Origin of the sequence: Nostoc sp. KVJ3, from assembly GCF_026127265.1 — a bacterium.
Taxonomy (GTDB): domain Bacteria; phylum Cyanobacteriota; class Cyanobacteriia; order Cyanobacteriales; family Nostocaceae; genus Nostoc.
Window position 1 is genome coordinate 1,974,875 of record NZ_WWFG01000001.1, and the last position, 25,611, is coordinate 2,000,485.

Sequence of the window (25,611 nt, forward strand, 5' to 3'; positions counted from 1 at the left end):
TGATTCAGTATTTACACCAATCATCAAACTAAGCTTTGTGGAGATTGGCTTTTGTCAACCTCCATAATTTTAGACTATTTGCTCAGTATTAGCAAGGATTTTGGGATGTTACCTTACTGAAGCGATCGCAGTTTTTCAATTCCAGACTCAGAAGTACACAGGCTTGAGATGGTGCGTTACGAACTTCGTTCTAACACAACGCCAGTTGCTACCTCCCTTCGGGTTCACCAGTCGCCTAGGTTGGGAAACCCGCCTACAGCGCTGGATTCACCGTAACGCACTGGCTCCCCTACAATAACTAATTTTGTTCAAAAATCAAATATGATTCCTATATATCACTAGCACTTACGCATCATAAACTAAGTTTAAATTATGAAGAATTACGAAATAGCTCTAATATTCGCTGTCTTACTCGTTCTATAACTGCTTCTTCCTCGGTAGATAGTCCATCAAATAACATCTCATATATCAATGGTACGCCTAACTCTAACTCTTCTAAAAGTAGACGCTGGCTAAATATATCTTGTGGTTTCCCTTCTGCCATCAGTTGACCTTTATCCATGACAAAAACCCAATCTGCCCACCGATAAACTAAATCCAAATCATGGGTTGCCATGACTAAAGTAGTTCCATCTTGATGAATTTTTTTCATGGTTTCTATCAAGTTTCGAGTATGTTTGATATCTAAATAAGCTGTTGGCTCATCCAGCACCAAAAGTTCTGGGCGCAGCACCATTACATCTGCTATAGAAACTCGCTTTTTTTGTCCTAAACTCAAATGATGTACTGGTCTTTCTGCTAAATTAGTTAGTCCAAATTCAACTAATGCTTGCTCTACTCGGTCTTTAATTTCGGGTTCTGGTAAACCCAAATTACACAAACCGTAAGATATATCTTCTTCAACAGTAGAAGCTACTAATTGTTGTTCTGGATCTTGAAATACTAACCCAACCTTCTGCCGTAAGCTACTAAGATAGTTTCGGTTATAATTTAACGCTTCACCACGCCAACGGACAATACCAGAATCAGGTTTATATAGACCATTAGCTAATAAAAATAGTGTAGTTTTACCACAACCATTTTGACCAATTAATGCACATTTTTTTCCAGATGGAATTTTCAGTGTTAGACCATTTAAAGCTGATTGCTGTGCTACTGGATAGGTGTAATACACCTGTTCAAATTCGAGTAAATATTCCTGCATTCCGCCAAAAATCCAATCCTATTAATACTACACAGCCGAAAATAGCTTCGATGATATATCGTGCTTGAGGGCGATAGCGTCGGGGATGCCAGACTCGAAATTCACTCACAAAACCCCGTGATTCCAATCCGAGAGAAAACTGACTATAACGTTGTAAGGTTCGCTGTAATAGTTGTCCGATTAGTAGTGCTAAACTTTTCATCGCACTACGCCAAGTACGGTAGCCACCACGAGAATTTTGTGCCGTCCATAATTCACTGGCTGTATTCAGCAAGATGAAAATAAACCGATACATTAGTAATAACAAATCGCTTAAAAGCACTGGAAATCGTAAGTAACGCAGAGTTTGTAAGATTTCCGGGAAAGGCACAGTTAACATGAGAAAATATAAGCAAGAAACAGAGGCTAATGCTCTGGTTAAAATTCCCCATGCTTGGATACTGCCACTATGACTGATATAAATATAGAAGTGTCCAAGAGTTAGTCCATACAATGAGTCTAATTGCACCCTTGGCAAATCAATAATTGCAACTCCGTTCACCATTAGGGCTGGTAAACTTGTCAAACAAAAAACTATGGTGAACATTAACAACCGAAAATACACACCAGCCGGAATTCTTGCATATACAACTGTCCAAATGCCTATCCAAAGCGCCATTAAAATTTGCACTAATGCATGAGTAGCAAGGGAAATAGCAAGAGTAGTAAGGGCAAAAATTAGTTTATGTTCTGGTGGTAATCTTCGCAGTCGATTAGTGTAAGCTAAAGTGTCTATTTGCAGACTCATTCTTCACGTTTTTGTTGTTGGGAACGTCCTTTATACAAGCCAATTGCATAACCGACAACTCCAGCGCCTAAAGCTGCTTGCGAAGCAAATAATAAACTTTCTATTTCACTACTAGCTGGTTCAAAAAATGATTTAAACCAGGGTTTATATCCAGGTTGTATTTGAGTAATTGCTTTTTCAGCTTTGTCATCGGAACCGGCAAATTCTCCGCCCCGTACAAATATTAATGGTGCAACTGCTAAAGCTAATACAGCTACTACCAATAGCCAGTTACTCAACCCTTTTTTAGATTGATTCATTGCTTTGAGGCTCCCGCTTGATTAATTGCAACAGTTCCAATTCTTGAGGATTATAAGATTGCAACCAGTTCCATACCAACACAGTTAGTAATCCTTCACTAATTGCTAAGGGAACTTGAGTTATAGCAAAAATTCCGGCAAACTTGGTAAATGAAGCAATAAACCCACCAACAGGGGCCGGAAAAGCTAGGGCGAGTTGGATAGAAGTGATGACGTAGGTGAGTAAATCTGCGATCGCAGCTGCTAGAAATATGGCGATTTTTTGTTTACCACCCAACTTCATTGTCAGATTATATATCCAGTAAGCTGCAAATGGCCCTGCGATCGCCATCGAAAAAGCATTTGCACCCAAAGTAGTCAAGCCGCCATGCGCCAGTAACAAAGCTTGAAATAACAACACTAAGCTACCCAAAACCGTCATAGTGAGGGGGCCAAACAGCACCGCCCCTAATCCCGTCCCTGTGGGATGAGAACAGCTACCTGTGACAGAAGGAATTTTCAACGCTGACAGCACGAAAGTGAAAGCACCAGCCAAGCCCAGTAGTAGTTTTAGTTCCGGGTTAGCTTGGGTAATGCGAGTCAGACTACGCAACCCTAAGAGAAAAAATGGTAATGCTACAATCCACCAAAAAATTGCCCACTGGACTGGTAAAAAACCTTCCATAATGTGCATTGCATAAGCGGGTTTGGGTAAACCAACTACCAAGTAAAAACTGATAAGTCCCATCAGGGTTAGACTTACTAACGCCTGTTTTTTTCTTTTCATCATCTGTACCTCGCAGATTTCTATAAACGAATTGGTTCCAATTGGCGGGCATCCTGACTTACACAATTTTGGATTTTGGATTTTGGATTATCAGGTGGCTTCCGAATCCAAAACTTAAAATCTCAAATCGGTTCACAGTTGCGGGACAGCGCCGGATTTACACCGGACTTTCCCCCTTGCGTCTGATGGCTGCTCCCCATCAGAACCGATTGGATTGACATACTTAATCTGAGGATTATATCACGTGGGGATTAAAGTTGCTTATAAGCCTTTTTATACTCAGGTTATAGTTGAAGGTACTGCAATTACCTTCAACTATTGTTTGTTAGTGATGATTTTCAACTGATGATTGTGGGTGTTGGGTTTTGTTCCTCAACCCAACCTCCGATCGCTCGCACTAATCATTAAAACAAAATGGTGCGTTATGACTAAAGCCATAACGCACCATACTACTGAGTTAAAAACGTATCTTTCAGAAGTGCTTATTTGACAGCAGCAGGGATTTTTTGAGTTTTAGTAGTACCTGCATTGCCATTCTCTGCCTTAATTTCTGCTACTTGTAGATGAGCTTCTAAGAACCAGAGTCGTTTGTCAATGGTGCGGGAAATTTCGGTGTAAAGGTCGGCGGTATCGAGATCGTCTAAGTCATCAGTTTTAGCGATCGCTTCCCGGAGATGTTTAGCATAAATTGCAAAGCGATCTGCTAACGCTGTCACATGATCTTTACCATCCAAAATATCTAAGAGATATTCTGGCAAAATTGAATTACTCGCTGCGGCGCGGACTGTACCGAAAGCATACCCGCCTAAAGCTGTAATGCGTTCAGCTACTAGGTCAATGTACTCTTCTAATTCCCCAGCTAGTTCATCAAATAATAGGTGTAGCTGATAGAAGTCGGTTCCCTTAACATTCCAGTGCGCTTGCTTTGCTTGGGTTTTTAGATCCGAAGTAGCTGCTAAGGTTTGGTTGAGAAGTACCACGATTTGCACTCGCGCTTCGGCGGGAATGTCAATACGGGTAGGGTACAAACGTGATGAAATGGTGTTGTCGCTCATAGTTCTACTTAATGCCTCTTAAATCTAACTCTACAGACATTGCAAGGCTTGGCGAAACTCTCTGACGACAGATTATATTAACGGCTGAATGTGTTACTGTTTATGACTATTAGTTAAATGCGATGGTTGTCTATGGTATTGAATGTACCACCGAAAAGGCGATCGCGGATTGCATCATTTTGCAAAAAGTCATGGGGAAAACCCAGTTCAATTTGACTCACTTCGTCTAAACGTTGCAGATGTTCTGGCGAGAGGCTGACTTCTATTGAAGCTAAGTTATCTTGAAACTGCGTTAATTTCCGTGCGCCAATGATGGGAATAATCACGCCATTTTGAGCTAGTAGCCAAGCTAATGCTACCTGTGAGGGTGTGTGACCAATTTCTGCTGCGACTTGACTAACAACTTTAGCGATCGCTAAACTCTTTTCTGAAATACTTCCTAATGCTGGATTTGCTAATCGTCCCTGTTCGCTACTTTCTTGAGGAGGCTGATTATACTTACCTGTCAGCACACCACGACCCAAAGGCGACCACGGTGTTATTGCTAAATCCAAGGCTTTAGCCATCGGTAACAAATCACGTTCTGGTGTCCGTTGAATTAAACTATACTCAATTTGCAAGGCGACAAACTGCGTCCATCCTTGGTATTGGGCAATGGTATTTGCTTGAGAAACAATCCATGCGGGTGCGTCAGAAATGCCGATGTAAAGTACTTTACCTTGACGAACTACATCATCAAGCGATCGCAATATTTCTTCTATGGGTGTTGTGAAATCCCAAGCGTGCAACCAAAATAAATCAATGTAATCGGTATTTAACCGTTTTAAGCTACCTTCCAAAGACTGAATTAAATTTTTGCGATGGTTTCCACTGGCGTTAGGGTCGCCTTTTTTCTCATTCATCTTCAAGGGAAAGGAATATTTTGTCGCAACTACAAAGCGTTCCCGTTCTTTAGCAATCAATTCACCGACAATTTTTTCACTACTACCATCGGTATAACCGTTGGCGGTGTCAATGAAATTTCCTCCTGCTTCTACATAGCTGTCAAAGATTTTACGACTTTCGTCAACAGATGCACCCCAACCCCAATCTTCACCAAAGGTCATGGTTCCCAAGGAAAGTTCAGAGACTCTTAACCCGCTTTTGCCCAAGAGTTTGTATCTCATGTATATTTTCTCTTTAACGAAAAAACTACAGCGTTTACCATTCCAAGGGCATGATAACTAAAAACCGGGGACAATGTTTGACTTAATGCATTGACCTGCAATGTAATTGCATCGACCTACAATGCCATTGCATCGACCTACAATGCCATTGCATCGACCTACAATGCTATTGCATCGACTTACAATGCCATTGCATCGACTTACAATGCGATCGCATCGACTTGCAATGCGATCGCAATTTTTTTACTTAGCACCGCTTTGGTAAAGTAAAAGCCGTGCTGTACTATTGCTATGAAATTTCCGCGATAATTTTATAGAACTTACGCATTGACAGGAAAGACCAAGTATAGATGATTAGAAAAACCAGACCCATCGTATGGGCAATTCATGAATTGCCCATACGGGTGTACCTCACATAAATGAGAACTGCTATATTCTTTCCTGTACTTTGCAACGGCGCTCGCTACAATAAGCATCAGTCAAGTCAAAATAAGACCTATGACCTACACCTCACCCAAACTAATTACTTTTGAAGAGTTTATAACTCAATATGGTGATAATACACGCTACGAACTAATCGACGGACAACTAAGAGACATAGAACCTACAGGGCCACATGAAGCTGTTGCAGGTAGTATTGCTGGTAAAATTTATGTGGAAATTTTTAGTTCTAATTTTAACTGGCTAATTCCAAAAACTTGTCTGATTAAACCACCTGCTGCTGAAGCTACAGCACTGCGTCCTGATGTAATTGTTTTAGATAAAGCCGAACTTAGTAAAGAACCGCTTTGGCAAAAAGAACCGATTATTTGTAACGGAAGTACTATTAAACTTGTTGCTGAAGTTGTGAGTACAAATTGGCAAGATGATTATGCAAGAAAAGTGGAAGAATATGCTTTTCTTAACATCCCAGAATATTGGCTTGTGGACTTTCGTGGCTTGGGTGACTTGCAATTTATCGGCAATCCTAAACAACCCACTTTCACCGTTTGTCACTTAGTTAACGGTGTGTACCAGCAGCAACAATATCGCTTAGGAGATACTATTGTGTCTAAACTACTGCCAAATTTACAACTTAAACTTGACGATATTATGCCAATTTAATAACTTACAATTTTATTTTGACTGACGTGAAGTAAGAGCGATCGCTACGGTTTTCTAAGCTAGAATACCAAAGTTGTATTTATACATCTGAATTGTTAATTGCTAAAGAGCCGTATTTCTATGACTTACTACGTAATCTACGACGGAAATTGTAATCTCTGCGTAACCCTAGTGCGATCGCTAGAAACTTTTGATAAAGGAAAGTTATTTCATTACGCTCCCATGCAAGATAAGGAGACACTTTTACAGTGGGGAATTACAGCCCAAGACTGCGAACAGGGGGTGATTTTAATTGATGGTAATGAACCTCAGAGACGTTGGCAAGGTAGTAACGCTGTTGAAGAAATTGGACGGTTATTGCCAGCAGGAAATATATTTGTAGACGCTTATCGAGCTTTACCGGGGATGAAATGGGCGGGCGATCGCTTTTACGAACAAATCCGCGATAATCGTTACACCATATTTGGTAAGCGTTCTAGTACTTATGAATCGTCTTACTGTGTTGATTGCAATACTCCAAGCGGTTAAGTAGTAATGCAAAATTAAATATACATCTGTCATTGCGAATGGAGCAAAGCGGAATGAAGCAATCCCAAGGTCTTGGGATTGCTTCTCTACATTTCATTCCGTACCCTACGGGAAGGCTCCGCCTACGCAATGACATAAATCTTTTTGCATACGCACTTAAAAACCGCAGCTATACCAGACTTTAACCACCTCCGCGGGTTTCAAAACCTAAATTTGTCATTAGAGAGAGTTTATTTAGTTAAAAAATCCGCCTCCAGATGCTAGCAAAAAGTCTGCTAGACAAACCATTATGCTATCTGGCGTGTTTGTAAACATTGTGCAATCAATCGACAATTCGGCACAACATACTGACGGGAGGGATACTGCGTGAGAATTGGTGCTAACTACTTAGGTAATGGAGAATGTGAATTTACAGTTTGGTCGCCGCTATTAGATAGCGTTACTGTAAAAACTTTGACACCACAGGAGCAGGTTATTCCCCTCAAGCCTCAGTCTGAGGGATACTGGCACACGAAAGTGAACGATGTGTATCCTGGTACGCTTTATCGGTATGTCTTGAATGGACAAGATGCTTTTGCCGATCCCGCGTCGCAGTATCAACCGGAAGGAGTGCATGGCCCATCTCAAATTGTCGATCATCAATTTGAGTGGACAGATGAAGGGTGGACTGGTATTCCTGTAGAGTCGATGATTTTCTACGAACTCCATGTTGGTACTTTCACACCGGAAGGAACTTTCACCGCCATCATTCCCCGTTTACCAGAACTCAGGGAATTGGGAATTAATGCGATTGAAATTATGCCTATTTCCCAGTTTCCGGGAGACACCCATATTGAGGCAACTCTTGCATATCGCAACTGGGGCTATGATGGCGTTTACCCTTTTGCTGTCCAAAATTCCTACGGTAGCCCAGCCGAACTAAAACAATTGGTGAATGCTTGCCATCAACACAATATCGCTGTGGTGCTAGATGTGGTGTACAACCACTTTGGGCCAGAAGGCAACTATATGAATCAGTTCGCCCCCTACTTTACTAAAACCTATAAAACACCGTGGGGCGAAGCGCTTAATTTCGATGATGCCCATAGTCAAGGTGTGCGAAATTATTTTATCGAAAATGCGCTCTATTGGTTGCGCGAATTCCACATTGATGCATTGCGGCTTGATGCTATTCAAGCAATTTACGATTTGGGAGCCAAACATTTTTTATGGGAACTGGCGGAAGCAGTTCATCATTTTTCAGAACAAGGGCAAAAATGGAAACGCCATTTAATTGCCGAAAGTGACTTGAATAATCCGCAAATCATTCGTCCGGCAGAATTGGGTGGATATGGAATTGATGCTCAATGGAGTGATGATTTCCACCATTCATTGCATACACTGTTGACAGGCGATCGCCAAGGATATTATCAAGATTTTGGGCAATGTGCTGATTTGGCAAAAGCTTACAATGATAGTTTTGTCTATGATTGGAAGTACTCGCCCGATCGCAAACGATTTCATGGCATATCTTGCCGCGATCGCAATTTATCACAGTTTACAGTCTGTATTCAGAATCACGATCAAATCGGCAATCAAATGAAAGGAGAACGCCTCAGCCAACGGATCTCTTTTGAAGCATTGAAGTTAGCTGCTGGCGCTGTGTTGCTGTCGCCCTACTTACCCCTGTTATTTATGGGAGAAGAATATGGCGAAACTGCACCCTTCATTTACTTTGTCAGTCACTCCGATCCCGATTTAATTCAAGCAGTTCGAGCCGGACGCAAACAAGAATTTGAAGCGTTTCACTATGCAGACGATCCCCCAGATCCTGAATCGGCAGAAACTTTCTTAAGTTCTAAACTCAATTGGCAATTACGCCATGAAGGTAATCACAAAGTTCTGTGGAATTGGTATCGCCAATTAATTAATTTGCGTAAGACACATCCAGCACTTTTAAATCAAGACCGCAATTTCATCGAAGCGACTAGCGATGAAAATAAGCAGTTGGTTATCGTGCGTCGTTGGTGCGAAGCTAGTGAATTAATATTTGTGATGAATTTCAATTCGTCCCCCGTGACGCTGACTTTGCCGAGTCAACATGATGTTCATAAAATATTAGACTCAGCAGATACCTCATGGTCTGGCCCTGGTTCTGAAGCTGCGGAACATCTGTCTGCGGGGAAAGAAGTGAAATTGCAACCTACTAGCTTAGTCCTCTATGAAAAAGGATGAGGGGGAGAGTTAAAACTTCAAGTTTCAATCTCATAACCTCAAGTTTCGAGCAAAAAGGTTGTTTGAAAAGTCCTCTTGTTGGTAACAAAACGTTCTAGATCCCCCTAAATCCACGCCACGTGCTTCAAGTCGGGGAACCCGCCCAACGCAGTGGCTCCCCTTAAAAAGGGGGACTTTGATTCTTCCCCCTTTTTAAGGGGGGTTAGGGGGGATCAACAAGTGCCCAAAATCACAGCTAACTACTTCTCAAACAATCTATAAAAGGTTCAAATTCCCTACTCCCACGAAAAAAATATGCGAATTCCTACTGCAACTTATCGAATTCAGTTTACACCCCAATTTGGCTTCGACAACGCTAAAGCGATCGCAGCTTATCTAGCAGATTTAGGTATTTCCGATTTGTATGCTTCTCCCATTTTCAAGGCCCGCTCCGGGAGTACCCACGGCTACGATATAGTAGATGCCACTCAACTTAATCCAGAACTGGGAACTACTGAATCCTTTGATGCCTTAGTCGATGAAGTGCAATCCCTTGGTATGGGGTGGTTACAAGATATTGTGCCCAACCACATGGCCTATAGCAGCGAAAACGATTACTTGATGGACGTATTGGAACACGGCCCAGATTCTAGCTATACTGACTACTTTGACCTTTCTTGGAATGCTCCCTTTGGCGATCGCCACGAGCGAATTCTCGCTCCGTTGCTAGGAGATTTCTATGGTGCATCCTTAGAAAACGGACACATCCAACTACAATACGAACAAAACGGTTTAACAGTAAACTATTACAGCTTAAAACTGCCGCTACGATTAGAATCTTATACAAAATTTATTACCCATAATTTGGGAAAACTCACGCGCACACTGGGACGCAATCACCCCGATTTTATTAAACTATTGGGTATTTTGTATATTCTCAAGAATGTGCCCTCAGAAGTTGCAGGAAAACAGCGACAAGACCAAATCGCCTTTATTAAAGGATTAGTTTGGGAACTCTACACCACAAACGATGCTATCCGCGAATTCATTGACGAAAATATCCAAACTTTCAACGGAGAACCAGGGAATTCAGATAGCTTTAACCTTCTAGATGAATTACTAAATGACCAATTTTACCGTCTCGCCTTCTGGAAAGTTGGGGCGGAAGAGATGAACTACCGCCGTTTCTTTACTGTCAACGAACTAATTTCGGTTAAAGTTGAAGAAGTGCGAGTTTTTAATAACACTCATAGCCTAATTCAGAAGCTGGTTGAAGAAGGCAAATTTACAGGTTTACGCATTGACCATATTGATGGACTTTATAACCCAATTCAGTATCTAGAAAGGCTGCGGGAAAAAGCGGGAGATGTTTATATTACAGTCGAGAAAATTTTAGAAATCACCGAAGAATTGCCAGAAAACTGGGGAATTGAAGGTACGTCGGGATATGACTTTCTCAACTATGTAAATGGCGTATTTTGTCAAGCTGAAAATGAATCATCTTTCGATAAAATTTATCAGAACTTTATTGGTTCAAGAATAGATTATTCATCAGTAGTCAAACAGAAAAAGCACCTGATCCTTGAAAAGAATTTAGCCGGTGATATTGACAATTTGGCTCTTTTGTTAAAGAACATATCTAGCAAATATCGCTACGGCAATGATTTTACCCTGAATGGCTTGAAAAGAGCGATCGCAGAAGTTTTGACACTGTTCCCGATTTACCGTACTTATATTACGCCAGATGGAATTGGAGATAGCGATCGCGCTACCATTCAAGAAGTAATTAGCCAAGCCAAAGAACAAACGCCCCTATTGCAGCACGAACTGACCTTTATTGAAAAGTTAATGCTGCTAGAGTTTGATAATTCTCTCACTCAAACAGAACGGGAACAGTGGATATACTTTGTCTTGCGAATGCAGCAATATAGTGGGCCGCTAATGGCCAAAGGCGTAGAAGACACCACCTTATATGTTTACAATCGCTTGCTGTCGCTGAATGAAGTCGGGGGAAATCCCGGTCATTTTGGGATCGACTTAGCTAAATTTCATGGCTTTAATAAACAGCACCAAGCAACCTGGCCTCATACAATGAACACCACAGCCACCCACGACACCAAACGCGGCGAAGATGTACGGGCCAGGTTGAATGTGTTGTCAGAAATTCCCGATGAATGGGATCAACAGGTAAATACTTGGAGTGCTATTAATCGAGGAAATCGCAGCCATCGCCACGGGTTTGCTATACCCGATCGCAACGATGAGTATTTTCTCTATCAAACCCTTGTAGGGGCGTTTCCCTTTGCGGAACAAGAACACGCATCCTTCGTGGAACGAGTAAAGGACTATATAATTAAGGCAATTAGAGAAGCAAAAGTCCATACAGCGTGGTTGCGACCTGATAGTGAGTATGAAGAAGCTTGTACCTCCTTTATTGAGAAAGTACTCGACCCTTCCATCTCCGGGGAATTTCTAGAAGCTTTTCGTCCCTTTCAACAGCGAATTGCAGCCTATGGTATTTTCAATTCTCTTTCCCAAACTCTCCTGAAAATTACCGCACCCGGCGTACCCGACTTGTACCAGGGAACAGAACTTTGGGAACTGAGTCTAGTAGATCCAGATAATCGCCGTCCCGTAGATTTTGAACAGCGACGCACTTACTTAAGCGCCATCCGCGAACAAGTGAAAACAGATATTCTCGGACTGATTCAAGAGTTACTGAAAGACAAAACAGACGGTAGAATCAAACTGTTTTTAACGGCTCAATTACTCCAAGCTAGAACAAACTACGTCTCATTATTCCAGGATGGCGACTATCTGCCCTTAGAAGTTCAGGGAACCTACGCCAATCACATTATCGCCTTTGCCCGCCGGGAAGGGAATCAAACAGCGATCGCGATCGCCCCTCGCTTTCTAACCAGCCTTATCCAATCTGAAGACAACCCCTTGGGTGAGTCAGTTTGGCAAGATACGCACCTCCAATTACCCCCAGGAACCCCCTCACCTGGAAAAACCTTCTAACTCAGCAACCCTTAAAAACGACACAAACCCTATCTATCGGATCAGCCCTCGCCCATTTCCCCGTCGCCCTATTAGTCAGTAGCACCCAATAAAAAGCCCAAACCTCCGCGTACCTCTGCGTTAAAAAAATCCTCCTCCCCCTCCTCACCCCTCAAAACTATGTCCACCCCCCCCACACCCACCACCACACAGATAGACACCGTACGCGCCCACATCAAAAAAACCTGGAAAACCTTAACGCGATCGCACCAAGACTTATTAAAATCTGCAAAGGATAGCAAACTAGACCACGAAACAGAAACTCCCTGGATCGTCTACATTTCCCCCTCAGAAGATTGTCCTAACATTCAGACCGTATTAGAGCGATCGCTATCTGCAAAAGATATGCAAAGAATTGAAATTCGCACTTTACCCTCCCAAGTCGAAGCGATTCAAGAGCATGGACTTTTATACCTACCAGGGCCTTATGTCGTACCAGGTGGTCGCTTTAACGAAATGTATGGCTGGGATAGCTACTTTATATTGCTGGGACTTTTGCACGATGAAGAATGGGAACTAGCGCAAAGCCAAGTTGACCAATTATTATACCAAGTCCAGCATTACGGCACCATCCTCAATTCCAACCGGACTTATATGCTGTCGCGATCGCAGCCCCCGGTTCTCAGTATGATGGTTTTGGCGTTATTCCAGCATACCCATGATGAAGAATGGTTAAAGTCAACCGTTCCGCTTTTAGAGCAATTTTACTATTACTGGGTAGTACCGCCCCATCTCAATGCTGCAACAGGCTTATCGAGATTTTATGCCTTTGGGGAAGGCCCTGCGCCAGAAGTTTTGTTTTCCGAACGAGATGAGGAGGGAAAAAGTCACTACGATCGCGTCAAGGAATATTACCAAACATTTGAAGTTAAAGATTACGACATTAATCTTTACTACGATCGTGAAAATGACGAACTGACCAGTTTATTTTACAAGGGCGATCGCACCATGCGCGAGTCCGGTTTTGATATCACCAACCGATTTGGCCCTTTCAGTGTTGATATCCTCTACTACGCTCCTGTATGCCTCAACAGTTTGCTGTATCAGATGGAACAAGACTTAGCGCAAATTAACGGTATTTTGGGGAACGAGGAACAGAAACAGCAATGGAGCGATCGGGCAGATATCCGCCGCGATCGGATCGATCAGTATCTCTGGGATGAAGAACAGGGACTCTATTTCGACTATCATTTCCAGAGTGGAGAATGCCGCCGCTACATATTTGCTACAACGTTTTATCCTCTGTGGCTGGGAATTGCTTCTCAAGCCCAAGCCCAGCGCGTCGTCGAAAATCTCTCGTTGTTTGAAGCACCGGGAGGAATTTTGACCAGTAATAGTGTCACTGGAAACCAGTGGGATGCCCCCTTTGGTTGGGCACCACTGACGTTAATTGCCGTCCTTGGACTTTACCGCTATGGCTATCATGCAGAAGGCGATCGCATTGCCAATAAATTCCTCGCAATGGTAATTAAAGAATTCGGTCGTCATAAGACTCTAGTAGAGAAATACGATGTTGAACGTTGTTCTGCCAATGTTTCTGATGACATCTCCTTTGGATACAGTTCTAACGAAGTTGGCTTCGGCTGGACAAATGGCGTTATTCTAGAACTCCTAGCAGCCCGTGGGAGAAAAGTTTAAAGTAAGAATTCAGTACAGGCTAAACGCCCCGCTACCGCTAACAGATGTCATACTTCAGAAGTAGAAGGAATCTAGTAGTCTGTCAAGCTAGTAATGAAAAGTTTGTAGTAAGCACTTTAGTGCTTAGAAAATAAGGACTGAAGTCCTGACTACGAACTTTCTTACCTATCAATTTAAACTTGACAGACTACTATAGGACTCATATTTGATTTTTGAAAAAACTCAGTACAACTCAAAGAGGCTTCTTGCCTACTCCCCACTCCCAGCCTACGCAAATAATTTCAGAAATCAAATCGGATTGCTATAGCATCATTGGCATATTTATTCATCCAATGTTCTCCTGAATTCTGACTTCTTACTTTTGAGGAATAATCACAATTATTCAATCAGCCCCTTGTCCCATTGCAAATGCCAATACACAGAGTCTTTAATCAAGCGGTAGTGTTGCCAATACCAGTATTAATTTCATGGAAGCTTTACCCGATAATTGGGCAGATATTCAACCTGATACTGTATATCTTTCAATCAGTGGTCTGCTAGTTTCATTTGCCAGTGAATAAATAAAACTGGGATTAAAATTTGATCGAAAAGGGAAACATTTAAAAGCCATTGAGAAAGGGCAAGTACCTTCTCGCGGTAATGTTGGGTTGGTGACTTACCAAGAATCAAGCTACGATTTGAAATCTAAAGTCTTAGGTAAAGGTGGCGACCGCCGATTTCATGCAAAATTTGTTGATGGTGTCTTATATTTCCCTGGTTTGGTAACAGAATATTAAACCCACATAATTATGACAAAAGTGGCGTATTGCAATACGCCGCTATTTTTAAATCAAGGGATTTAAATAAATCCCAAAAAAATCCCCACCCAAGCAAATTCCTGGGTGGGTAATATGAGGTGAGACAAAATAATCTTCCTAAAAGAAGTAGGAGAATTATTTGCTCTCTGTAAAATCAGCGTCAATTACATCATCACCGCTACCAGAACTAGATGTAGAACCGCTATCTTGAGGTTCAGCACCAGGTGCAGCACCACCACCAGCTTGTTGATAGATGTTGCTACCAACAGCAAATAACGCTTGTTGCAATTCTGGGGTCAGCTTCTTGATTTGCTCATCGTCTTCTTTAGCAACTGCTTCCCGCAGTTCTTTCACCAGACCTTCAACTTTGGTCTTGTCAGCAGATGGAACTTTATCGCCCAATTCTTGTAACTGCTTTTCAGCTTGGTATGCTAGAGAGTCAGCTTGATTCTTACGTTCAATCTTCTCACGACGTTCTTTGTCAGATGAAGCGTTTTGTTCAGCTTCTCTTACCATCCGGTCAACGTCATTTTTTTCCAGAGTGGAAGCGCCGGTTATGCTGATGGACTGTTCTTTACCAGTACCTTTATCCTTAGCGGTAACGTTCAGGATTCCATTAGCGTCAATATCGAACACCACTTCAATTTGAGGAACGCCGCGTGGTGCAGGAGGAATACCATCAAGGCGGAAGGTTCCCAAACTCTTATTATCGTTAGAGAATTCGCGTTCACCTTGGAGGACGTGAATTTCTACGTTGGTTTGTCCATCCACAGCAGTGGAGAAGACTTCCGATTTTTTGGTGGGAATTGTGGTGTTGCGGGGAATAATTTTGGTCATCACGCCGCCCAATGTTTCCACACCCAAAGATAGCGGTGTGACATCTAACAGCAAGATGCCAGTTACATCACCAGCCAGTACCCCAGCTTGAATGGCTGCACCAACTGCCACAACTTCATCAGGGTTGACGCTTTGGTTGGGGTCTTTACCCAATACCTGCTTCACAATCTGTTGAACTGCGGGAATACGGGTAGAACCACCAACTAACACTACTTCATCAATATCGGTTTTGCTTAACTTGGCATCCCGCAGGGCGTTTTCTACGGGAATACGACAACGGTCGATTAAATCAGAGCAAAGTTCTTCAAAGGTGGCGCGAGTCAGGGTTGTATCTAGATGCTTGGGCCCATCCTGGGTAGCAGTGATAAATGGCAGGTTGATTTCTGCTTGGCTGACGCTAGAAAGTTCAATTTTGGCTTTTTCTGCGGCTTCCGTCAGACGTTGTAAAGCTTGTTTGTCTTTTCGTAGTTCAATACCTTCGGCTTTCTTAAACTTTTCAGCTAAGAAATCAACTATTTTTTTATCGAAGTCGTCACCACCAAGGTGGGTATCCCCAGATGTAGCTAGTACCTCAAAAACTCCATCTCCTACTTCCAACACCGATACGTCGAAGGTACCACCACCAAGGTCAAATACGAGAATGGTTTCGTTACTCTTCTTATCAAACCCATAAGCCAGAGAAGCGGCGGTAGGTTCGTTGATAATCCGCAGAACTTCAATCCCGGCAATTTTTCCAGCGTCTTTTGTCGCTTGGCGTTGAGAGTCGTTGAAGTATGCGGGAACAGTGATTACAGCTTGGGTTACGGTTTCGCCCAGGTATTTGCTAGCGTCCTCAACTAGTTTGCGAAGAACTTTTGCAGAAATTTCTTCAGGAGCAAACGGTTTACCAGCTACAGGACAATCTAATTTGACATTGCCGTTGCTGCTGAGGACTTTATAAGAAACTTCCGTAGCTTCGTTACTTACTTCGTCGTAACGGCGACCGATAAAGCGTTTGACTGAGTAAAACGTATTTTCGGGGTTCATCACCGCTTGGCGTTTGGCGATTTGGCCAACCAAGTTATCGCCATTTTTCGCAAATGCAACTACTGATGGCGTTGTCCGAAAACCTTCAGCATTAGCAATTACTGTGGGTTTACCACCTTCCATCACTGCCACGCAGGAGTTCGTTGTTCCTAAGTCAATTCCAACTACTTTTGCCATTTTAGGTGCTGGCTCCGTATAACTACAAATGAATGAATGAGAATATAAAGGACTAAATTTTGAACCAATAGGGTCAATAAATCAGCCAATTCAGCACGAATACCTTTGATTTGGCTTTCCTGGGGTTAAAAACTCCAGATTATGCTGATATATATACTGAAGCTTAGTGGTAGCCAATCCATGAAGGGTGGTTTCCCGAACCTTGCTTGGGACGGTTAAACTAACTAAATTGTGTTTTTAGTTGGTTCATAGATTAATTTGCCTTCACTCTGTCTAATGTATGAGAATTAATACTTTCAGTAATTAGGGTGAACCGTAACGTCAGAGTGGTGTTTGCCGTCTTTAGAGGTAATAAACTACAGAAGCTTGGGAATTGGGCATTGGGAATTAGATCAAATATTACTCAGCACTCAGCACTCACTTCAGCCTAGAGAAAAGAGTTTCCCAATCAATTACAGGCGGTCTTTGTCCTTGGTTGACTATTTCAAAAATTTTATTGGAACTACTTGGGTAAGAAAGGCATTCGACGCAAGCGTTTGCTACATCAATCCGGCTTGTATCACCCGAAAGTGCATCTCCTGTATCTAGTACCACACCGTATTTACCCCCTGTTTTTGCTTTCAACAGCGTGTTGAGGTCGTATGAGGTATAAGGGCCGTCAATCAAACGTCCTGGGCGAATGATAGTGTAGGGTAATCCTGAATTAATAATTGATTCTTCGCCTTTTTGTTTGGCATCTAATACGCCAAAAGCATTGAGAATACTAAAAGGGAACTGGTCTTTACGCAGAATTCCGCAGGAAGAGACGAAAACGAAGCGCTTCAAATTCCGAGGTGCTGATACTGCTAGGTTGCTGACACCTTCGGCATCAACCTTTGCTGGACTATTCTTTGCTTTGATTTCGCTAGATTTGGGGTTAAGGAAAGTGATTCCCCATTCAAGCAAGTTCGGGGTTTGGTCAAACTCCCATCGCGCAGAGGGAAAGGCAGTGGTTCCAGTACAGCAGATAATGTGGGTGACATTTGGCATTGCATCTGGGAGTGTCGATAGTTGCCGGATATCACCAACAGCAATTTCTACTCTTTGGTTAAACATCTCTTCAGCTTTTGCGGCATTGCGTGTTAGGACACTAACTTTCAAACCCTTTTCCAATAATTTGCCTACCACCAGTTGCCCTACTCCACCAGTAGCACCAGCAACCAGTACCAAATTTTCAACTGAAGTTTCAAAAGAAGTCATAAAGTGCCTTTGAGTATTGTTTGTCTCTATTGCTAATCTACTCAAAAAATGCGACATACTTGGAATGAGTGGTTAGACACGAGTTAGTTTTGGGCTAGCTAAGTATAGTTTTATTTGTAAAAACAGTATTGAATTAAAAGCGTTGCTGAATAGAGGTATGAACTTGAATGTAGAGACGTAAAATTTTCCGTATCTCTACAAGACGCTACCGCGTTAAGCGAAGCTATGCCGAAGGCTTTACGCTTCATTCTGTCCAACTACTTATCCCGCTCCCCTATTCACTTTGTAGGTAGACTACTTGCCCGACTTTTAAGTGTTTGCTCCAGTTCATACATAGGGGAAATTGCGCCCAAATTGTTCGGTTCTACCACTTTCACCAGTCCAGAAATAGCTATAACCTCTTAGGTAGTAGTGAAATGTCTAACCTAGACACTGTTACTCGCTCTTGAATTAAGGGGTGAAAACCTGTGTACGAATGGATATTGCCAAGCTTGAGCGAAATCTTGGCCCAAAATCAATCAAGTGTGGCTGAATGTTCACCGGATAAAGCAGAACGGCAGTGGCGTGTCAGCCTGGCGGCTACAGAACAATTGCTATTAAATACCTTAGCGATTGTTTCACCTGACACAACCCAAGGATTAGTCTTAGCTGCACCAGCACCCTTATTTAGTCAGCCAAGACTGACTCAAAGCTTAGAAACAGTAACTTTTACGGCAAAACCATTTAACCCTTTGGCGCTGATGCCATTTCAGATGCGAGATGCGATATCTGAGTTGGGCCATGCGAACGCATCTATAACTGAAGAAATTGCTCCCCATGAATCGGTACTTCCTTTATTACCTGCCGATCCTCTGGGGTCAGAGCAATTTTGCTTGGTTTTTACTGATAAATTTAGATTAGTGCTGGTTTTGGCGACACACAAAAACGGTAAAAAGACCTTTTCATTTTCTTTTGAGCCAGAAGTAGTACAGCAAGCTTGGCGATCGCTAGGAGCAAGGGTAATGCTTGCTAATCCCGAATTTTTCGCCCGCCTGGATGCATCAGTACAACAGTATTCCCCGGTAGCACCAGATTACCGCATCATGATGCAGTTTAGCCAGTTGTTGCTTCAGAAATTAACAGAACCAGAAGACAATAAGGAGTGGGGAATAGGCACTGGGGACAAGGAGAATAACCCATGCCCCATACCCCATACCCAATCCCCAATCCCCAATCCCCAATCCCAAAATCCTGATGTAGAATTGCTCCAAGCCTTTGCTCATGAAGTCCGCACGCCTTTAACAACTATTCGCACTATGACTCGTCTGCTGTTGAAGCGGCGAGACTTAGATACGAATGCGATCAATCGCTTAAAAATTATCGATCACGAGTGTACTGAGCAAATTGACCGGATGGAGTTGCTGTTTAAGGCAGCAGAACTGGAAACTACTTCCTCTGCAAAACCCTCAAAAACTCAACTCACACCGATGTCTTTAGATCAAGTGTTGCAGCAGAGTATTCCCCGTTGGGAACAAGCAGCACATCGGCGGGACTTAACTTTAAATGTTGTTTTACCCCAGCAACTACCAACAGTGGTAAGTAATCCTATGATGCTGGATCAGGTACTCACTGGTTTGATAGAGAATTTCACTCGCAGTTTACCCCCTGGTAGCCATATTCAAGTACAAGTTATTCCGGCTGGAGATCAACTTAAGTTACAATTATCCCCTCAATTCGGGTGTAAAGATTCGAGCAAAACCGCCACACCTGCAACACCACCAATTCGCAAAGCTCTAGGTCAATTGCTGATGTTCCAACCGGAAACGGGTACGATTAGTTTGAATATCGCCGCAACTAAGCATTTGTTTCAGGCGATCGGTGGTAAATTGATTGTGCGTCAGCGTCCACACTATGGGGAAGTTTTGACGATTTTCTTGCCTTTAGAAGTTAGCAATAAACCTAAATCAGGAGCTAAAACTTAGGAGTGAAGATTGATCAACTATTTTTTAAAATTATAAATTCACTCTAAGAGAATGTTTGAAAAGTCGTGATTGATGTATCAAATATTTTTTACCCCTCCCTAACCCTCCCCGATATATTGAGGAGGGAACCGGATTTTTCTTGTTTCCCCCCTTGTAAAGGGGGGACTAAGGGGGGTAACAACGCAATTAAAATCAGAGTCAAACACTTTTCAAACATCCTCTAAATTAACCTGATTTAAAGAAACTTCTCCCTACCTTGTCTGTGCCTCTCCGACTCGGAGAGGCGCAGGTTTGGGTTAGAGTGTTCCAAAAAATAAATGATCCAAAACCCGTCGTTGCGAGCGAAGCGAAGCAATCCCAAGAGCTGCGATTGCTTCGCTTCGCTCGCAATGACAATTGGGCATTTTTTTACTTGGAGTACTCTTAGTAAAACCAGGGAGAGGTATTTTGATTCAACTAATTTATGCGGGGACAATATCAATACCGTTCAGTTAAGCCCAAAATCCTTGGTATAGACGCGAAATTGTACTTCTCTACTAGACGCGATCGCGAATGTCCCGCTATATGCTTTCGCATCTCTACAAGCCTAAAATCAGTACCAAAAATCCTTAACCCAAGCATATTGGGCTAAACCCTATGCGGCAACTATAGAAGACTTGTTTGTACACCATACCCGACTCAAAAAGAGGTCAGATATGAAGTTGTACATAGCCTTAATAAATGAAAGTAATGGAAGAATCTAAACCGAACATCTGATTATTTGGCATCCAAATGATATCTTTCCTTTAACAGGTGGGTATTATAAGTTTACTCTGTTAACAACATCTTCATAAATTTGCCTTTAGCTAAAATACATTTCCGCAATTCTACTGTGAAGTTATGCTCTTCTTCTTTATCGGGCTTGAATTAAATAATTTGCCAAAAATCAGTATTTACCGGATAAGATGAACAATTCATAAATGATATAACTTTAATAAATTATCTTTTGTTATAGCTACCTTACTTGGCAGTTAATAAAACAAGATGTATTAACTACATAAATACAACCTCCTGTTATGCCTAAAAATTACTTTATAGGCATATTTTCAGATTTTAGAAAAACAAAAACTCTGCCACAAATCACTTGACAGGAAAGCCGCTATGTCTCGAAAATTTCATCTATTCAAGGCAATACAAAAAACGTTACAACAAATTAGCAAGAAGTGTTTAGCTGCGATTAACAGGCAAATTATTTGGATACTGCGGACTATTTCTGGTACTAGAAGAAGACGTAATTCTGAGAATGCTGGATTTTTGTTGCCGACAGTGGCAATGGTAGTTTTAGTAGTTGTTTTGTTAACAACTGCAATTTTGTTTCGGTCTTTTGAACGCTCCAAAAATGCTAGTAATGTTAGAGTGAATCAAGCTGTACTTAACGCCGCAGCACCAGCCCTTGACAGAGCTAGAGCAAAATTAGACAAGCTATTTAGTGACAATCAACTACCACGAGCTGTACCTTCAGATTCAGTTTTAGAGAGTACCTTAAGTAGTAGTGTTAATTTGCCTCAATATACTTTTGGAGACGAAACTCCACTAAAACTCCATTATAATTATGCAACTGTACCAACAGGAGAAAGTCAGCCATCAGATTTGGCAACTGCATGGAGGTTCCCCATTGATACAAATAACAATGGGAAATTTGACTCCTATACTATTTATGGAATTTACTTCCGAACTCCGCCTATAAATAGTGGCACATACAGCCGCCCTAGAAACCCTCTAGAGGCAAGAACTCCGCCCATGACTTCTGGTACTGTAAGCAACAGTTGTAAAAATAGTGTGGGAACAAGTGCTACTTTGGTGGGGAGTACGGGCTGGGTTAGTATTGCTGGTCAGCTCCAAAAAAGCTTTTTTGTCTACACTGCTAATGTTCCTATCACTAACGCTAACCTACCAACGGGTAGTGATGCAGGTAACTACGAAGCTTTTAATGGGAATAAAGGTTTTTCAAGTTTAGAGTATCAACAAGACCGTGTACAGCTACCGCTAGTTAACAATGCGGTGGTTTATAACGATGATATAGAACTTACCCCTGGTCCTAAATTTAACCTAAATGGACGGATCTTGACTAATAGCAATTTCCTAACTGGTAGCGGCTCTAATACTATCACACTTTATCAAGTTAGTAGTCAAAATTCCTGTTTCTACAGTGAGGATAATGCCAAAATTGTTGTTGGTGGCAATTTAGGAGCAGGTGGTTTTACTGCTACTGGTGATTCAAGTAACAGTACTGTAGTACATTTATTCCAAGGACAAGCAGTTAGTCCCAATCAAAGTCTTAGTGTTCAACCTAACAAATCAGTAACTGACCAACCTAATAATATTGCCTACAATAGCCTAGCTTACGCACAGCGCATCAATCTTTTGGTGCAAGCACAGATGGCTAACGCTACATCCACTGACCCACAGGAAGTCCAAGATGCCATTACACAGCAACTACAACTATTAAATCTAACCACATCAACTGCCAGTGCAGCGCAACAAGCTACTATCCGTAATAACCAGTTAGTACTTTACTTTCAAGACCGTACCCGCCGTGTACCCTATGCTGAAGTTGCTTTTGGTGGAGATGCAATCAAAAATCCTACGACTAGTATAGATTATACCACTAGTACAGTTTTACAAGGAAGTGGTCAGTCACTGCGTCCACCAGACACTTGGGTTTATCCCTTTGATCCTAGTGATGGTAAAACTAAAACTAATTATTCCAATTTGACACTTAACATTAGTAGTTCTAACCTGCTACCTAGTGCTACACAACCAACTACAGAACAACAACTAGGTAAAGAACAATACGTTGGCGATCGCGTTTTGCTTGGCAATAACCTACCTGCATTGTGGTGGAATGGAACGACATTTGTTGGTTCGGATGCCACCACAGATACCCAAAATATTGCAAATATTAACTGGGATAGCGGAAGTGGAACTCGCACTCGCAGCAGTCGTGTACAGCAACTAGCTGATTTAGGAACTGTTGTTCGAGATGGAGATTGGGAAACAGCAGCTGCTACAGTACCAACTACTGCCGGCGCTCCTGTGGGTGGCTTACGGGTAGTCACTGGTGCAGGGATTTATTTGCCTAGTAATTTGATTGTTAGTACTACAGACTTTAGCGCAGCTGGAACCCGAATCTGGTCAGATATGATGCCAGTTCCATCGGAAACAGCTACCGTTGCAACAAGCGTTGATGCTAGAGATGTAACAGGCGGTTTTGACTACACAACAATCCAAGTATCCAGTCAACCATATTTACGAATGCGGGCTACAGCAGTGTATCACTACAAAGCTAGTGGCTACAGTGCTACAACCCCTACCCCCATTGCTTGTATAAGTAGTTACTATGACCCCACTAATAGCACTACAGCTAAGAACCTTGCAACTCTTCCATTTAATAACGCCACAGGTGGCAACTCCCATAATGGCATTGTCTACGCAGCTCCAACAAAGGCTGTTTCTGACTATTCAGCTTTACTAAACTACCAAGCTAGTTTAAGGTATCCCAATGGGCGGTACGTAAATGAAATACTAAAAACTGCTCTGGGACTAGCAGCTTCCTCTCGGACAATTTCACAGCAGTCTGCTATTGATGCTGCTATTTGTGCCATCCAAATATTAGATGGTACTATCGGCTCTCCAAGTAATAGCGTCATCCCTCACGGCACAATTTACGAAACTGCTTTTTTAGATGCCAGACAGATTAAGGCAATTCATAAAGATCAAACAACAGTTGGTGTAGAAACTTTCACCAACTCTGATGGTGTAAATGGAAATAGAACTGGGACAGTAGCAATTGTACCACCTGCATCTCCTACTACTGGTTCCACGGCTCCAGACTATGACCTCGCCAAAGAAAACCGCCAACCTCTGGAAATTCGCACCACTGTATTAGACCTTAATCTGTTGCGCGGAAAGTCCTATGGCTCAGGCCCAGCAGCAGTACAAGAATACTTAATTCCCAATAGCGGTATTATTTACGCTACTCGTGATGATGCACTTTTAGATTTAAGTGCCAGTTCTACTAGTGGTACAGATGCACAAAAAACACAAAGCCCTGTAGACTTCATACTTGACCCAACTCGCCGTCCCAACGCCATTATGTTAATCAATGGCAATCCAATCTGGCGTGTTCAGGCTTACAGAGATGCAGAAAAAGGCTTGATTTTAGCTTCTAACTTGCCTGTATATATTAAAGGCGACTTTAATAAACATACTGGACAAGAGTTCAATACAGCTCTCGCTAGTAATTGGTCTGATAATTTTTACACTCGCGGTGGAACCTCATCAGACTTTAATCTCAACTTTGCTTGTCGTACTGGTGATCCTAGACTACCAACAACAAGCTGTACCACTGGGGACGCATGGCGACCTGCCAGCGTGTTGTCAGATGCGATCACACTTCTTTCTACTACCTTTGTGACAGGTTTCCGCAGCGATGGAGACTATGACCTGAATAATAACTTGGGGGATAACACTTCTATTACCGCATTTCAGAACAATGGGTTTGGTAACAACGCCAATGTCATCAATGCTGCTTGGTATGGTAGTAACGGCTTGCCCCTTAGCAGTAAAAGTAGTTCTTACCTCAATAACTTTGTTACACCCATCCAGCGAAGAAGAACTGCCCCAGAGTACTTAATGGAAGTATGTAATAAACTACCTGTTTCAGCTTGCAATAATCCAGCTACTGATTGGTGGGTAACACTACCTGGTGATACTACATATCCATCAGGTATAAAAGCCTCAGATACTAACAACTCTATCGGCTCGACATTTAACATTACTAAGCACAAGGCTGGTACAACAGCAGTACCACCGGATGCCAGTTATCTGAGGTATCCTCGCCGTATTGCCTTTCAGCGTGATACTACATCTGGACAACTCGTGCTTGATAATAGTCAACCAATCATTATAGGTATCAAGACTACTACAACTCCTAATATACCTCATGCGATAACTGCATTTAAACTGAGTAGTTTTAATAGTAGCAATACACCAGATACCACAGCTAATGCTCTATGGTTCCAATCAAGCAACAGTGATAATAATAATCCCCCAACAATTGTTTCACCAACAACATTTACTGCTGGTACAACAAACCAACCAACGTTATCACCAGTGTTACAAATTAACGTTGCTTTCAGCACTTCTGATCAGACACCAGCATCATCAGGATCTGGTAACATAATAGGCCCTGGCAATACACAGGATACTTATTGGCTGCAAGCGGCAACACCTACCACCTTCAACTTAGTTGCAGCAGGGGGAGACACCCCAGCTCGTCCTACAGAAGATAATGGTGGTTTACACAACTTTGCCCGCTTACTGGAAGATTGGAACCCAACTGGCGACTTAAGCGCAGCTTATGCAGCTACAATTAACGGCTCTTTTATCCAAAGAACTCGTAGTGCCTATGCTACTGCACCATTTGTAACATACTTAAGTTCTGGCTCATCTCTGTCAGGATATCCGATCGCTAATAGCAGTGGTCAAGTACCTTACTACCTGGCTCCCAATCGGCAGTGGGGTTATGATGTCGCCTTGCTATCGCAATCACCAGACGCATTTTCACAAAAATTAGCGATAACGCCAAATAACAAACCCAATGAGTACTTCCGGGAAGTTGGTCGAGATGATACATGGGTGCAAACTTTGTTATGTGCCAAAAAAGCCTCAGACAGTAGTTATGCCCTCGATGCAACTCAACGTCCTACCTCTGGCTGTAGTTAATCTTTAAT

At 42.3% G+C, this 25,611-nt stretch carries 15 protein-coding genes, 1 pseudogene and 1 riboswitch; of the genes and pseudogenes, 8 read left to right on the forward strand and 8 right to left on the reverse strand.

The window, feature by feature from the left end:
- Nucleotides 1–370 precede the first annotated feature (370 nt).
- The 6 genes from GTQ43_RS07890 to GTQ43_RS07915 all read right to left on the reverse strand — a co-directional run bounded on the left by GTQ43_RS07890 (nucleotide 371) and on the right by GTQ43_RS07915 (nucleotide 5,277).
- The gene (locus GTQ43_RS07890; RefSeq protein WP_265272109.1) at nucleotides 371–1,204 is read right to left on the reverse strand and encodes an energy-coupling factor ABC transporter ATP-binding protein; all 834 of its coding nucleotides are present in this window, start codon (nucleotides 1,202–1,204) and stop codon (nucleotides 371–373) included.
- Entirely contained in the window at nucleotides 1,179–1,991 is an 813-nt protein-coding gene (gene cbiQ / locus GTQ43_RS07895) for a cobalt ECF transporter T component CbiQ (RefSeq protein WP_265272110.1), read from the reverse strand. Before cbiQ ends, GTQ43_RS07890 begins: the two co-directional genes overlap by 26 nt.
- Nucleotides 1,988–2,290 carry an energy-coupling factor ABC transporter substrate-binding protein gene (locus GTQ43_RS07900; RefSeq protein WP_265272111.1) on the reverse strand — a complete coding sequence of 101 codons (303 nt, stop codon included), beginning with the start codon at nucleotides 2,288–2,290 and terminating at the stop codon, nucleotides 1,988–1,990. Before GTQ43_RS07900 ends, cbiQ begins: the two co-directional genes overlap by 4 nt.
- On the reverse strand, nucleotides 2,277–3,056 hold the full coding sequence (locus GTQ43_RS07905) for an energy-coupling factor ABC transporter permease (protein ID WP_265273701.1): 780 nt from the start codon (nucleotides 3,054–3,056) through the stop codon (nucleotides 2,277–2,279). The genes GTQ43_RS07900 and GTQ43_RS07905 overlap by 14 nt, the downstream gene beginning before the upstream one ends.
- A 25-nt stretch (nucleotides 3,057–3,081) precedes the next feature.
- Nucleotides 3,082–3,281, reverse strand: a riboswitch (cobalamin riboswitch).
- A gap of 257 nt (nucleotides 3,282–3,538) precedes the next feature.
- Nucleotides 3,539–4,111, reverse strand: coding sequence for a DNA starvation/stationary phase protection protein Dps (gene dps, locus GTQ43_RS07910; RefSeq protein WP_265272112.1), 573 nt, complete (start codon nucleotides 4,109–4,111; stop codon nucleotides 3,539–3,541).
- 113 nt (nucleotides 4,112–4,224) lie between these two features.
- On the reverse strand, nucleotides 4,225–5,277 hold the full coding sequence (locus GTQ43_RS07915; RefSeq protein WP_265272113.1) for an aldo/keto reductase: 1,053 nt from the start codon (nucleotides 5,275–5,277) through the stop codon (nucleotides 4,225–4,227).
- Between the two features lie 90 nt (nucleotides 5,278–5,367).
- Between GTQ43_RS07915 and GTQ43_RS07920 the strand changes: the two genes are divergently transcribed.
- The 6 genes and pseudogenes from GTQ43_RS07920 (at nucleotide 5,368) to GTQ43_RS07945 (ending at nucleotide 13,800) form a co-directional block, all read left to right on the forward strand.
- A complete protein-coding gene (locus GTQ43_RS07920) occupies nucleotides 5,368–5,547 on the forward strand; it encodes a hypothetical protein (RefSeq protein WP_265272114.1) in 180 nt (59 codons plus the stop codon).
- A gap of 228 nt (nucleotides 5,548–5,775) precedes the next feature.
- Nucleotides 5,776–6,381 carry a Uma2 family endonuclease gene (locus tag GTQ43_RS07925; RefSeq protein WP_265272115.1) on the forward strand — a complete coding sequence of 202 codons (606 nt, stop codon included), beginning with the start codon at nucleotides 5,776–5,778 and terminating at the stop codon, nucleotides 6,379–6,381.
- 120 nt (nucleotides 6,382–6,501) lie between these two features.
- A complete protein-coding gene (locus tag GTQ43_RS07930) occupies nucleotides 6,502–6,909 on the forward strand; it encodes a thiol-disulfide oxidoreductase DCC family protein (RefSeq protein WP_265272116.1) in 408 nt (135 codons plus the stop codon).
- Nucleotides 6,910–7,275: 366 nt separating this feature from the next.
- A complete protein-coding gene (gene treZ / locus GTQ43_RS07935; RefSeq protein WP_265272117.1) occupies nucleotides 7,276–9,123 on the forward strand; it encodes a malto-oligosyltrehalose trehalohydrolase in 1,848 nt (615 codons plus the stop codon).
- 294 nt (nucleotides 9,124–9,417) lie between these two features.
- Nucleotides 9,418–12,215 (forward strand): annotated as a pseudogene (gene treY / locus GTQ43_RS07940) (malto-oligosyltrehalose synthase).
- A gap of 67 nt (nucleotides 12,216–12,282) precedes the next feature.
- The gene (locus GTQ43_RS07945) at nucleotides 12,283–13,800 is read left to right on the forward strand and encodes a trehalase family glycosidase (RefSeq protein WP_265272118.1); all 1,518 of its coding nucleotides are present in this window, start codon (nucleotides 12,283–12,285) and stop codon (nucleotides 13,798–13,800) included.
- A 932-nt stretch (nucleotides 13,801–14,732) separates the two neighbouring features.
- On the opposite strand, the gene dnaK is transcribed toward GTQ43_RS07945, so the two are convergent.
- On the reverse strand, nucleotides 14,733–16,637 hold the full coding sequence (gene dnaK / locus GTQ43_RS07950; RefSeq protein WP_265272119.1) for a molecular chaperone DnaK: 1,905 nt from the start codon (nucleotides 16,635–16,637) through the stop codon (nucleotides 14,733–14,735).
- Nucleotides 16,638–17,054: 417 nt separating this feature from the next.
- On the reverse strand, nucleotides 17,055–17,876 hold the full coding sequence (locus GTQ43_RS07955; protein WP_265272120.1) for an SDR family oxidoreductase: 822 nt from the start codon (nucleotides 17,874–17,876) through the stop codon (nucleotides 17,055–17,057).
- Between the two features lie 467 nt (nucleotides 17,877–18,343).
- On the opposite strand from GTQ43_RS07955, the gene GTQ43_RS07960 reads away from it, so the two are divergent.
- Together GTQ43_RS07960 and hpsA are read left to right on the forward strand one after the other, a co-directional pair.
- Nucleotides 18,344–19,837 carry a sensor histidine kinase gene (locus GTQ43_RS07960; RefSeq protein WP_265272121.1) on the forward strand — a complete coding sequence of 498 codons (1,494 nt, stop codon included), beginning with the start codon at nucleotides 18,344–18,346 and terminating at the stop codon, nucleotides 19,835–19,837.
- A gap of 1,140 nt (nucleotides 19,838–20,977) precedes the next feature.
- Nucleotides 20,978–25,603, forward strand: coding sequence for a hormogonium polysaccharide biosynthesis protein HpsA (gene hpsA / locus GTQ43_RS07965; RefSeq protein ID WP_265272122.1), 4,626 nt, complete (start codon nucleotides 20,978–20,980; stop codon nucleotides 25,601–25,603).
- Nucleotides 25,604–25,611: the final 8 nt, after the last annotated feature.